9 protein-coding genes and 1 riboswitch are annotated in these 12,408 nt (G+C 74.9%); of the genes, 5 read left to right on the top strand and 4 right to left on the bottom strand.

Features of this window, described 5'->3' with window-relative positions:
- The first annotated feature begins 58 nt into the window (after positions 1–58).
- Positions 59–187: riboswitch (cobalamin riboswitch) on the top strand.
- A 37-nt stretch (positions 188–224) separates the two neighbouring features.
- Positions 225–3,830, top strand: a complete 3,606-nt coding sequence (gene cobN, locus ACFYXU_RS29735) for a cobaltochelatase subunit CobN (protein ID WP_389407772.1) — start codon at positions 225–227, stop codon at positions 3,828–3,830.
- On the opposite strand, the gene abc-f is transcribed toward cobN, so the two are convergent.
- Positions 3,827–5,419 carry a ribosomal protection-like ABC-F family protein gene (gene abc-f, locus ACFYXU_RS29730; protein ID WP_389407771.1) on the bottom strand — a complete coding sequence of 531 codons (1,593 nt, stop codon included), beginning with the start codon at positions 5,417–5,419 and terminating at the stop codon, positions 3,827–3,829. The genes cobN and abc-f overlap by 4 nt on opposite strands.
- A 260-nt stretch (positions 5,420–5,679) precedes the next feature.
- Here abc-f and ACFYXU_RS29725 point away from each other — a divergent pair, with 260 nt between their 5' ends.
- A complete protein-coding gene (locus ACFYXU_RS29725) occupies positions 5,680–6,543 on the top strand; it encodes an alpha/beta fold hydrolase (RefSeq protein ID WP_389407955.1) in 864 nt (287 codons plus the stop codon).
- Positions 6,544–6,628: 85 nt separating this feature from the next.
- On the opposite strand, the gene ACFYXU_RS29720 is transcribed toward ACFYXU_RS29725, so the two are convergent.
- Complete coding sequence (locus tag ACFYXU_RS29720; RefSeq protein ID WP_389407770.1) at positions 6,629–7,603, bottom strand: S8 family serine peptidase; 975 nt, start codon at positions 7,601–7,603, stop codon at positions 6,629–6,631.
- A gap of 122 nt (positions 7,604–7,725) precedes the next feature.
- Between ACFYXU_RS29720 and ACFYXU_RS29715 the strand changes: the two genes are divergently transcribed.
- Together ACFYXU_RS29715 and ACFYXU_RS29710 are read left to right on the top strand one after the other, a co-directional pair.
- Entirely contained in the window at positions 7,726–8,670 is a 945-nt protein-coding gene (locus tag ACFYXU_RS29715) for a DUF1648 domain-containing protein (protein ID WP_389407769.1), read from the top strand.
- A gap of 2 nt (positions 8,671–8,672) precedes the next feature.
- A complete protein-coding gene (locus ACFYXU_RS29710) occupies positions 8,673–9,029 on the top strand; it encodes a GntR family transcriptional regulator (RefSeq protein WP_329854932.1) in 357 nt (118 codons plus the stop codon).
- On the opposite strand, the gene ACFYXU_RS29705 is transcribed toward ACFYXU_RS29710, so the two are convergent.
- Together ACFYXU_RS29705 and ACFYXU_RS29700 are read right to left on the bottom strand one after the other, a co-directional pair.
- Positions 9,026–9,910 carry an NAD-dependent epimerase/dehydratase family protein gene (locus ACFYXU_RS29705; protein ID WP_389407768.1) on the bottom strand — a complete coding sequence of 295 codons (885 nt, stop codon included), beginning with the start codon at positions 9,908–9,910 and terminating at the stop codon, positions 9,026–9,028. The two genes, ACFYXU_RS29710 and ACFYXU_RS29705, sit on opposite strands and share 4 nt — an antisense overlap.
- A gap of 96 nt (positions 9,911–10,006) precedes the next feature.
- Positions 10,007–10,966: a D-2-hydroxyacid dehydrogenase family protein gene (locus ACFYXU_RS29700; RefSeq protein WP_389460817.1), complete on the bottom strand. Its 960-nt coding sequence runs from the start codon at positions 10,964–10,966 to the stop codon at positions 10,007–10,009.
- A gap of 102 nt (positions 10,967–11,068) precedes the next feature.
- Here ACFYXU_RS29700 and ACFYXU_RS29695 point away from each other — a divergent pair, with 102 nt between their 5' ends.
- Positions 11,069–12,379, top strand: coding sequence for a hypothetical protein (locus tag ACFYXU_RS29695; protein WP_389407767.1), 1,311 nt, complete (start codon positions 11,069–11,071; stop codon positions 12,377–12,379).
- Positions 12,380–12,408 lie beyond the last annotated feature (29 nt).

Here is a 12,408-nt window from a genome sequence, read left to right as displayed (position 1 = left end):
CACCGGGTGTGATCCGGTCGACCCCGCCGCTCCCTGGGGCCCGCCGACGCCACGATCTAGGATGCAGATCGGCATGGGGTCCCAGGACCCCGGGGAGGAAGCCCGGTGAGATTCCGGCGCGGTCCCGCCACTGTGAGCCCGCACCCGCGGGTGAGTCAGGAACTCCCGCCGTCCATCTGACCACCCGGGGCGCGGACAACCCCGAGGAAGGCCTGAGCCTCGCCATGCTCCTGCTGCTGTCGCACTCCGACACCGACCTGCTCAGCGCCCGCGCGGCCGGAGGGCCGGTGGAGTACCGCTTCGCCAACCCCTCCCGCCTCCCCCTGGCCGACCTGCCCGCCCTGCTCGACGGCGTCGACCTCGTCCTCGTCCGGCTCCTCGGCGGCGTCCGCTCCTGGCAGGAGGGCCTGGACACGATCCTGGCCGCCGGGAAGCCGGTCGTCGTACTGAGCGGCGAACAGGCCCCCGACGCCCAGCTCATGGAGGCCTCCACCGTCCCCGTCGGCGTCGCCACCGAGGCGCACGCCTACCTGGCGCACGGCGGCCCGGCCAACCTGGAGCAGCTGGCCCGCTTCCTCTCCGACACCGTCCTGCTCACCGGCCACGGCTTCGAGGCCCCGGCGGCCGCCCCCACCTGGGGCCCGCTGGACCGGACCGCGAAGGACGGCGACGGTCCGACGATCGCCGTGCTCTACTACCGCGCCCACCACATGAGCGGGAACACCGCCTTCGTCGACGCCCTCTGCGGCGCGATCGAGGACGCCGGCGCGCGCGCCCTCCCGCTGTACGTGGCGTCCCTCCGGGCCCCCGAGACGGAGCTCGTCGACACGCTGCGCACCGCCGACGCGATCGTCACGACCGTCCTCGCGGCCGGCGGCACCAAGCCCGCCGAGGCCCAGGCCGGAGGCGACGAGGAGGCCTGGGACGCGGGCGCGCTCGCCGCGCTCGACGTGCCGATCCTCCAGGCGCTGTGCCTGACCGGCTCGCGGTCGGCGTGGGAGGAGAACGACGAGGGCCTGTCCCCGCTGGACGCCGCCAGCCAGGTCGCGGTGCCCGAGTTCGACGGCCGCCTCATCACCGTCCCGTTCTCCTTCAAGGAGATCGACGCCGACGGTCTGCCCGCGTACGTCGCCGACGCCGAGCGGGCGGCCCGCGTCGCCGGGATCGCCGTCCGGCACGCCCGGCTCCGCCACATCCCGAACGCCGAGAAGCGGCTGGCGCTCGTCCTCTCCGCGTACCCGACGAAGCACTCCCGCATCGGCAACGCGGTCGGTCTCGACACCCCCGCCTCCGCCGTGTCCCTGCTCCGCCGCCTGATCGCGGAGGGCTACGACTTCGGCCCCGAGGCCGACCTGCCCGGCGTGGTCTCCGGCGACGGCGACGAGCTGATCTACGCCCTCATCGAGGCCGGCGGCCACGACCAGGACTGGCTGACCGAGGAGCAGCTCGCGAAGAACCCGGTCCGCATCCCGGCCGCCGACTACAAGCGCTGGTACGCGACGCTGCCCGCCGAGCTCCGCGAGCAGGTCGAGGAGCACTGGGGCCCGGCGCCCGGCGAGATGTTCCTCGACCGGTCCCGCAATCCGGAGGGCGACCTCGTCCTCGCCGCCCTGCGCCGCGGGAACCTGCTGGTCCTCATCCAGCCCCCGCGCGGCTTCGGCGAGAACCCGATCGCGATCTACCACGACCCCGACCTCCCGCCGTCCCACCACTACCTGGCGGCCTACCGCTGGATCGCGGCCCGCGCCGAGGACGGCGGCTTCGGCGCCGACGCCATGGTCCACCTGGGCAAGCACGGCAACCTGGAGTGGCTGCCCGGCAAGAACGCCGGCCTGTCCGCCGCCTGCGGCCCCGACGCGGCCCTCGGCGACATCCCGCTGATCTACCCGTTCCTCGTCAACGACCCGGGCGAGGGCACCCAGGCCAAGCGGCGCGTGCACGCCACCCTGGTCGACCACCTGGTCCCGCCGATGGCCCGCGCCGACTCGTACGGCGACATCGCGCGCCTGGAGCAGCTCCTCGACGAGTACGCGCAGATCTCCTCCATGGACCCGGCGAAGCTGCCCGCGATCCGCGCGCAGATCTGGACCCTGATCCAGGCGGCGAAGCTCGACCACGACCTCGGCCTGGAGGAGCGCCCGGAGGACGACGGCTTCGACGACTTCCTGCTGCACGTCGACGGCTGGCTGTGCGAGGTCAAGGACGCCCAGATCCGCGACGGGCTGCACGTCCTCGGCGGTGCCCCGGAGGGCGAGGCCCGGGTGAACCTGGTCCTGTCCATCCTGCGCGCCCGCCAGATCTGGGGCGGCACGCAGGCGCTGCCCGGTCTGCGCGAGGCCCTCGGCCTGGACGAGTCGGCCGCGACCCGGACCACCGCCGACGAGGCCGAGGCGAAGGCCCGCGAGCTGGTCGAGGGCATGGAGGCCGCCGGCTGGTCCGTCGACGCGATCGGCACGGTCGCCGCCGCGTACGGCTCCGAGGTCCGGGACGTGCTGCGCTTCGCCTGTGAGCAGGTCGTGCCGCGCCTGGCCGCCACCACCGACGAGCTGGCGCACGCCGTGCACGCCCTGAACGGCGGCTTCGTCCCGGCCGGACCGTCCGGCTCCCCGCTGCGCGGCCTGGTCAACGTCCTGCCGACCGGCCGCAACTTCTACTCGGTCGACCCGAAGGCCGTGCCGTCCCGGCTCGCCTGGGAGACCGGGCAGGCGCTGGCCGACTCGCTGCTCACCCGCTACCGCGACGACAACGGCACGTGGCCGACCTCCGTCGGCCTGTCCCTGTGGGGCACGAGCGCGATGCGCACCGCCGGCGACGACGTCGCCGAGGCCCTCGCCCTGCTCGGCGTCCGCCCGCTGTGGGACGAGGCCTCGCGCCGGGTCAACGGCCTGGAGCCGATCCCGCTCGACGAGCTCGGCCGTCCGCGCGTCGATGTGACGCTGCGCATCTCGGGCTTCTTCCGGGACGCCTTCCCGCACGTCATCGGCCTCCTCGACGACGCCGTACGGCTCGTGGCGGGTCTGGAGGACGAGTCCGCCGAGGACAACCACGTCCGGGCGCACGCGCAGGCCGACCTCGCGGAGCACGGCGACGAGCGGCGCGCCACCACCAGGATCTTCGGCTCCCGTCCGGGCACGTACGGCGCGGGCATCCTCCAGCTGATCGACTCGCGGGACTGGCGCACGGACGCCGACCTCGCCGAGGTGTACACGGTGTGGGGCGGTTACGCCTACGGGCGCGGGCTCGAAGGACGTCCGGCGCGCGCCGAGATGGAGACCGCGTACAAGCGGATCGCGGTGGCCGCGAAGAACACGGACACCCGCGAGCACGACATCGCCGACTCGGACGACTACTTCCAGTACCACGGCGGCATGGTCGCGACCGTCCGCGCGCTCACGGGCACCTCCCCGGAGGCGTACATCGGCGACTCGACCCGTCCGGAGACCGTCCGCACGCGCACGCTCGTCGAGGAGACCTCCCGGGTCTTCCGGGCCCGCGTGGTCAACCCCCGCTGGATCGAGGCGATGCGCCGCCACGGCTACAAGGGCGCGTTCGAGCTGGCGGCGACCGTCGACTACCTCTTCGGGTACGACGCGACGACGGGTGTGGTCGCCGACTGGATGTACGACAAGCTCACCCAGGAGTACGTGCTCGACGCGGAGAACCAGGCCTTCCTGAAGGAGGCCAACCCGTGGGCCCTGCACGGCATCGCCGAGCGGCTGCTCGAAGCCGAGTCGCGCGGCATGTGGGAGAAGCCGGACCCGGAGACGCTGGCCGCCCTGCGCCAGGTCTTCCTGGAGACGGAGGGCGACCTGGAGGGCTCGGACGACTAGGTCCGCGCCAGGGCCGGGGTCAGGTCGAGGACCCGGCCCCGGAATCCCTCCCGCAGCCGCCGGTCGTGGCTGACCACGATCAGCGTGCCCCGGTACGCGGCGAGCGCGGCCTCCAGCTCCTCCACCAGGCCGGGGGCCAGGTGGTTGGTCGGCTCGTCGAGGAGGAGCAGGTCGGCGGGGGAGGCGACCAGCCGGGCCAGCTCCAGCCTGCGGCGCTGCCCGGTCGAAAGCAGCCGGACCGGGGTCGTCAGATCGCGGGCCGCGAAGAGCCCGAGGGCGAGCAGCTCGTCCTCGCGGCCCTCTCCGAAGGCCTCGCCCACCGTACGGGGGTCGGTGGGTGGGGCCGTGTCCTGGCGGAGCAGCCCGACCCGGGCGGGCACGGTCACCGTGCCCGCGTCCGGGGCGAGTTCGCCCGCCAGGACCCGGAGGAGGGTGGTCTTTCCCGCGCCGTTGGGCCCGGTGACCAGGAGGCGCCCGCCCGGGTCGAGGTGGAGGGCGTCGAGGTGCAGTCTGCCGTCGACGCGTATCCCGGCGAGATCGACGGGCGCGCCCTCCCCCGCGATCTCCGTGCGGAACCGGAGCGGTTCCGGCGGCGGGGGCACGGGGTGGCCGGTGAGCCGGGCGAGCTGCTCGCGGGCCGCGCGGATGCGGCTCATCGCGCCGTGCGCCCGTGACCGGGCGCGGAAGGCGCCGGCCCCGCTGAACGCGGCCGGGGCCTTGCGGGGGATCGCGGAGAAGCGGTCGATGTTCGTGTCGGCGAGGGCCCGGTGGCGGGCGAGTTCGGCCTTCCACTCCTCGTACGCGCGCTGCCTGCGGGCCCGTTCGGCGGCGCGTCCGGCGAGGTAGCCCGGGTAGCCGTCGCCGTACCGCCGCACGGTGTGGCGGTCCTCGTCGACCTCCAGGACGGCGGTCGCGACCCGGTCGAGGAAGACCCGGTCGTGGGAGACGGCCACGATCGTGCCCCGGTGGGCGCGCAGCCGGTCCTCCAGCCAGGACACGGCCTGGTCGTCGAGGTCGTTGGTCGGCTCGTCGAGGAGCAGCAGTTCGGGCTCGGCGGCGAGGACGGCGGCCAGGGCGAGCCGGGAGCGCTGTCCGCCGGAGAGCGTCCCGAGCGGCCGGGCGCGGTCGAGGGGGCCGGGCTCGCCGAGCCTGCGGAGGACGGTCTCGACGCGCCGGTCGGCTCCGGCGCCGCCCCGGGCCTCGTGGGCGGTGAGCAGCCGGGCGTATCCGGCGAGGTCCCCGGTGGTGGCGAGCTCGGCCTCGGCGGTGCGGATCGCCCGCTCCAGCTCCCGCAGTTCGGCCAGCGCGTGGTCGACGGCGTCGCCGACGGTGGCGTCCGGGGGGAGGTCGAGGGTCTGGGCGAGGTGGCCGAGGCCGCCGGGGGACTCGACGGTCACGGTGCCGTTGTCGGGGGCCTCCAGGCCGGCGAGGAGCCGGAGGAGGGTGGACTTCCCGGAGCCGTTGTCGCCGACGACGCCGAGGCGTTCGCCGGGGCGGACGGTGAGGGAGACCCGGTCCAGCACGGTGCGGTTCCGCACGTGCCGGTCGTCGTAGCGCTTGGTGACGTCGATGCATTGGGCACGGAACAAGGGCGACCTCCTGACCTCGGGAACACGGATCGAGTGAGACGATACGTATCGTCTCGTTGCTCGATGGGTCGAAGGTACGCCGGACCCGGCCGTTTGGCAAAACGTTCCGTCTCGTCGGACCGGGCGGAAGTGCTGAGGCGGACTCCGATGAGTTCCGGCGGCGCCGGGGGTCCATCCCCGTGACGGGCCCACCACCGAGTCCCCGTAGCCCGGCCCACCACCGAGTCCCCGTGACCGGCCCCACCACCGAGGAGATCACCATGGCCGAGACCGACACCCGCACCCTGGACACCGCCGGTGCGACCCTCCGCTACGACGTGCGCCCCGGCACCGGGACCGGCGGCCGCCCCCTGCTGCTGATCGGCTCCCCCATGGACGCGAGCGGCTTCACCACGCTCGCCTCGCACTTCGCCGACCGGACGGTCGTCACGTACGACCCGCGCGGGGTGTCCCGCAGCGCGCGCACCGACGGGGCGGCCGAGACGCTCCCGGAGGAGCACGCGGACGACCTGGCCCGGCTGATCGAGGCGCTCGGCGCCGGGCCCGTGGACGTCTTCGCGAGCAGCGGCGGCGCCGTGAACGCCCTCGCCCTGGTGGCCCGCCGCGGCGACCTGGTGCACACCCTGGTGGCGCACGAGCCGCCGACCGCCCAGGTCCTCCCGGACCGGGAGGCGGCCCTCGGGGTCTGCGCGGACGTCCACGCGACCTATCTGCGGGACGGCTGGGGCCCCGCGATGGCCAAGTTCCTCGCGGTGACGAGCCGGCAGGGCGAGTTCCCGGCGGACTGGGCCGAGGAGCCCGCCCCGGACCCGGCCGCGTTCGGCCTGCCCACCGAGGACGACGGCTCGCGCGGCGACCCGCTGCTCGGGCAGAACATGCGCGGCTGCACCTCCCACCGCCCCGACTTCCCCGCGCTGCGGGCCGCGCCGACCCGGATCGTCGTCGCCGCGGGCAAGGAGTCCGAGGGCACCTTCGCCGCGCGCGCCGCGGTGGCCGTCGCCGAGGGGCTCGGCACCCCGCTCGCCGTCTTCCCGAGCCACCACGGCGGCTTCCTGGGCGGCGAGTTCGGCCAGCAGGGCGCCCCGGCGGAGTTCGCCGAGGCGCTGCGGGCCGCCCTCGCCTGAGCGCCTGCTCCGACTCCTGCGACTCCACCGAATACTCCGACTCCACCGAATACTCCGACTCCACCGACTACTTCGACTCCACCGACTACTTCGACGCGGCGGCGGCCCGTACGGCCGCCGCCGCGTCGACGTTCCCCAGGCCCAGCTTGAGCAGCTTCCCCGGGTTCGAGGCGGTGTCGCGGATGGTCTGCGCGATGGCCTCCGGGGCCAGGCCCTGGTGGTGCAGGAGCGCCGCCACGGCGGAGACGTACGGCGAGGCCATCGAGGTGCCGGACAGCTTCCCGTAGCCCGAGACGTTCGTCAGGCTCTCCCGCGTCCGGTACGTCGGAAGGGTCGAGAGGATGTCGACGCCCGGCGCCGACACGGCGTCGCGCGCGCCGAAGTTGCCGAAGGAGGCCGGCTTCCCGTCGCGGCCGGCGGCGTTGACCACCAGGACCGGGGTGTCCACCTCGTACGGCTGGAGCGCGGTCGCGTCGTTGCCCGCGGCGGCGACGACGACCGCGCCCTTGCTGTGGGCGTAGGTGATGGCCTGGTTGAGGACGCCGCCCTTGAGCAGGCGGGCCATCAGGCCGGACTCGCCGAGGGAGAGGTTGACGACGTGGGCGCCGTGGTCGGCGGCCCAGACGATGCCCTTGGAGATGTCCGCGTCGCTGCCGGTGCCGTCCGGGCCCAGCACCCGGACCGGCATGATCAGGGTGCCGGGCGCGCCGCCCGCGCCGCCGACGCCGTTGTCGGTGTGGGCCGCGGCGATCCCGGCGACGTGCGTGCCGTGGCCGTTGGCGTCGTCGGGGCGGTCGTCGCCGTCGACGAAGTCGTGCCCGGCGACGAGCCGGCCCTTGAGGTCCGGGTGGCCGAGGTCGACGCCGGTGTCGACGACGGCGATGACGGTGTCCTCACCCCGGGTGGTGCTCCAGGCGTCCGGCAGCCGCAGCGCGTCGAGCCCCCACTGCTGACCGCGCAGCGGGTCCGGCCCCTCGTCGACGCCGCAGCCGGTGACGAGCCCGGCGACGAGGGTGGCGAACGCGGTGAAGACGACAGGAGTGACGGACCGGCGGCGCATGAGATCTCCCCAGTGGTCTGGCTGCGACCCAGTGAACAGCCGGTCCGGGCGCGTCGCATCTCGAAGATCACCCTCACTCAACCCGCATTGTTCTAGTAGAGTGCAAACAAGGGAGGTTTTCCATGAACCGTGCCACGCCCCGTCTCCGCGCGCTCGCCGCGCTGCCCTTCGTCCTCGCGCTCGCCGCCCACCTGTTGGTCCTCGCGCTCCTCCACGACCGGCTCCCCGACCCCCTCGCCACCCACTTCGACGGCGGGGGCCGGGCCGACGGCTACACGAGCCCCACCGCGTTCACCGTGATCAGTACGGCCCTGCTCCTCGGCTTCGGCGCCGGCTGGACGCTCCTCGTCCGCCGCGGCGCCCTGTGGGGAGCCTGGGCGACCGCCGGATTCACCGGCACGCTCCTCGTCCTCCTCGTACGGGACAACCTGGACGCCGCCGACCCGGCCGGGGTCTCCTCACCGCTGGTGAACCTCACCGTCGCGGCGGCCGTCGGTGGCCTCTTCGCCGCCGGGGGCCTGGCTCTGACCCGCCTCGTCCCGCCGGAGGACGCCGCCCCGGCCGTCGACCCGGACGGCCCGCGCCTCCCGCTCGGCGCGAGCGAGGTCGCCGGCTGGACCCGCGCCACCGGCTCCCGGCCGCTCACCGTCCTCGCGGCGCTCGCCCTGGTCGCCGCCCCGGCCGTCCTGCTCCTCGCGCCCTGGCCGGGCGCCCTGCTCGGCCTCCTCGGCCTCGTCATCGGCGTGCCCGGTCTCGCCCTGGCCCGGATCCGCGTCACCGTCGACCGGCGCGGCCTCACCGTCCGCCCCGCGCTCGGCTCCCGGCCCCGGATCCGGGTGCCGCTCGACGAGGTCGCGGGCGCCGACGTCCGGGACGTCTCCGCCGTCGCCGACTTCGGAGGCTGGGGCTACCGGGTCCGGGCCCACCGGACGGGCGTGGTGCTGCGGTCCGGGGAGGCCCTCGTCGTCCGGCGGTCCGGCGGGCGCGAGTTCGCCGTCACCGTGCCCGACGCGCGCACCGGCGCGGCACTGCTGAACACGCTCGCCGCGCGGCATGGGAAGGTCTGACCGTGCTCTTCCGTGTCGATCCGGCCTCGGCCGTCCCGCTCGGCGACCAGATCGCCGCCTGTGTCAGGGGGGCCCTCGCCGACGGCTCCGCCGCCCCCGGCGAACGGCTCCCGGCCGCGCGGGAACTCGCCGACTCCCTCGGGGTCAACGTCCACACCGTCCTGCGCGGCTACCAGCGGCTCCGCGAGGAGGGCCTCATCGAACTCCGGCGCGGCCGGGGCGCCCTGATCGTCCCCGGCGCCACGGCCCCGGACCGCGCCCGCCTGATCTCCCGCCTCCGTGAGGCGGCGGAGGAGGCCCGCGAACTGGGCCTGACGGAGACGGAGTTCCTGGACCTGGCCCGCACGAGTCTGGGCTAGGGCCGGTCTTCGGAGCCGGGCCCCGCTCCGGAACGCACCCCTTGGAGGGCTCCCTGGTCCCCGAAGCCCGTCCGCCAGGACGCGCGGGCCGGGGCCCACCCCAGCGCGCGGGCCCGGGTGTTCAGCGCGCCGCGCGCCCAGGGCGCGCGCCCCTCGGTCCGCTCCGGGGCCGGGACGCGCAGGGCCGAGGCGAGCACCGGCAGCCAGAGGTGCCCGGGGGCCGGCTCGTCGTCCACCACGTTGTACGCGCCCGGGGGCCAGTCCAGCGCCCGTACGGCCGCCTCGGCGGCGTCGGCGACGTGCACGAACGAACTGACCGAGTCGTCGGCCGCCAGGCTCCCGAGGAACCGCGCCGCCGGGTCCCCCGCCAGCGCGGCGGCGACCGCGCCGCCCGGCGCGTACCAGGTGCCGGGCCCGTAGAGGATCCCGTACCGCAGCACCACCGCCTCGGGCAGCTCGGCCACCGCGGACTCCAGGGCCCGCACCCCGGCCACGATCCCGGCCCGGGGCGGCTCCCCGGCCGGGTCGAGCGGGACGGACTCGTCGGCGGGCGCGTCCCCGGGCGCGTACGCCCAGCTGATCGACTGCGCGACGATCCGGCGCACGCCCACCGCGCGCGCCGCGTCCACCAGATGACGGGTGCCGTCGACGCGGACCCGGTTGTTCGCAGCCCCGTCGGCCCCGGCCAGGTCCGTGAGCTGGTGCACGACCGCGTCCGGCGCGATCCGGGCCACCGCCCGGCGCACCGCCTCCGCGTCGAGCACGTCCACGGGCCGCGGCCCACGCCGCGAGACGCCCACGACCTCGTGGCCGGCGGCCTCCAGACGGGGCGCCAGCTGACGACCCACGGCACCCGTGGCACCCGCGACCAGTACACGCATGGGCCCACCTTAGAAGGCGGCCCGCCGGACCGTCAGGTCAGCTCGTGGACCGGGACCCCGCCCGGCGCACCGCCTCCGAGACGCCCCGCCGGACCGTCAGGTCAGCTCGCGGACCGGGGTACCCGCGAGGAACGCCTCGATGTCCTCGACCGCCTCGCCGAAGTAGCGTCCGTAGTTGCCCGCCGTCACATAGCCGAGGTGGGGGAGGGCCAGGACGTTCGGGAGGGTCCTCAGCGGGTCGTCGGCGGCCAGCGGCTCCGTGTCGTACACGTCCAGGCCCGCCCCCGCGATCCATCCCTCCCGCAGCGCCCGCAGCAGCGCGGCGCCGTCGACGAGCCCCGCCCGGGACGTGTTCACGAGGTACGCCGACGGCCGCATCGCCCGCAGCTCCCGCTCCCCGACCAGGCCCCGGGTGCGCGCGGACAGCACCAGGTGCAGCGACACGAAGTCGCTGCCGGCGAGCAGGTCCGGCAGGTCCTTCGCGCACCGCACGCCGTGCTCGGCGGCCCGCTCCTCCGTCAGGTGCGGGCTCCAGGCGGCCACGTCCATGTCGAAGGCACGGCCGATCCGGGCCACCCGGCCGCCGATCTTGCCCAGGCCGACGAGCCCGAGCGTCCGGCCCGCCAGGTCGGCGCCGACCGTCGACTGCCACGGACCTCCCTCGCGCACCGCCCGCGCCTCGGCGGGCACGTGCCGGGCCAGGCCGAGCAGCAGGGCCCAGGTCAGCTCGGTGGGCGGTGCGGGGCTGCTGGCGGTGCCGCACACCGTGACGCCCCGCGCGCGGGCCGCGGCGACGTCGACCGAGGCGTTGCGCATGCCGGAGGTGATCAGGAGCCGGAGCCGGGGCAGTCGGGCCAGGAGCTCCGCGTCGACCGGGGTCCGCTCCCGCATCACCACGAGGACCTCGCAGTCCTCGACGGCGGCGACGAGCGCCTCCCGGTCCGTGAGGTGCTCCCGCAGCACGCGGACGTCCACCCGGTCCGCGAGCGGGCTCCAGTCGGCGGAGGAGAGGGCGACGCCCTGATAGTCGTCGAGTACGGCGCAGCGCAGCTTCATGACCGCATGATCGCGTACACCCGCACGCCCCGCCCAGGGCGACAGAACCCTCCCCCTTTCGGAGAATCGCCATGAATGGGCACATTCTGAGGAGTGGGTGCAATGAGCGAAGCGGCCGGGGACCACGACGACGAACTCTCGGTGCTCCGGGCCCGCGTGGCCGCCCTGGAAGCGGACAAGACGACCGCCCGGCCGCCCCACCACCGCGTCCGCTCCTTCTTCGCCGCCCTGCTCATCGTCATCGGCTGCGTCCTCGTCCCGCTCGGCATCGTCGCCTCCTGGACGTCGAGCATCGTCGGCGACACCGACCGGTACGTACAGACCGTCGCCCCCCTCGCCGACGACCCGGACGTCCAGGCCGCCGTCGCCGACCGGGTCACCGACGCCGTCATGCAGCACATCGACCTGACCTCCCTCCTGGAGGGCGTCGCCCCCGACCAGCGGCCCCTGGCGGCGAAGGCGCTCGGCAAGCTCGGCGGCTCCCTGGAGAGCGCGGTCAAGAGCTTCGTCCACGAACGGGCCCAGGACGTCGTCGCCTCGTCGGCCTTCGAGACGATCTGGACCGACGCCAACCGCGCGATCCACACCTCCCTCGACCGCGCCCTGACCGGCAGCGACGAAGGCGCCGTGAAGATCGAGACGGACACGGTCACCATCGACCTCGCGCCCGTCATCGACCGCGTGAAGCAGCGGCTCGTCGACTCCGGGCTCGACGTCGCGGCCAAGATCCCCGAGATCCACACGAACTTCACGGTCGTCAAGTCCGACGACATCGGCAAGGTGAAGACCGGCTTCGCGCTGCTCCAGGCGCTGGGCGTGTGGCTGCCGGTGATCGCCGTCCTGCTCGTCGTCGGCGGGGTGCTGCTCGCCGTGCACCGGCGCCGCACCCTGGTCGCCGCGGCCCTCGGCGTCGCGTTCGCGGCGATCGTCCTCGGGGTCGCCCTGACCGTCTTCCGCACGGTCTACCTGAACGCCCTCCCCGCCGACGTCTCCCCGGCCGCCGCGGGCTCCGTCTACGACACCCTGATCCGCTTCCTGCGCACCTCGGTCCGGGTGTACGCGACCCTCGGCGTCATCCTCGCCCTGGCCGCCTGGCTCTCGGGCCCGAGCCGCCCCGCCGTCCTGGTCCGCGGCCTCTGGCACTCCGGCCTCACCGCTGCCCGCGACACCGCCGACCACGCGGGCATGCGGCTCGGCCCGCTGGGCCCCTTCGTCGGCCGCTACCGCGTCTGGATCACCTGGATCCTCGTCGCCGGGGCGGTCGCCGCCGTCGTCTTCTGGCCCTACCCGACCGCCTGGGTCGTCGTGGTCATCGTCCTCCTGCTGCTCCTGGTCCTCGCGGTGGTGTCCTTCCTGGCGGAGGAACCCGCCGACGAGACCGCCGAGGACACTCCGCCGGAGAAGCGGCTCTAGGCGCTCTGGCCGGGCCGCCCCCCGGGGGC

Origin of the sequence: Streptomyces sp. NPDC002232 (genome assembly GCF_042890295.1) — a bacterium.
Lineage (GTDB): Bacteria > Actinomycetota > Actinomycetes > Streptomycetales > Streptomycetaceae > Streptomyces.
The sequence above is the reverse complement of the archived record's forward strand: the minus strand, read 5'-3'. Positions and strand labels throughout refer to the sequence as shown.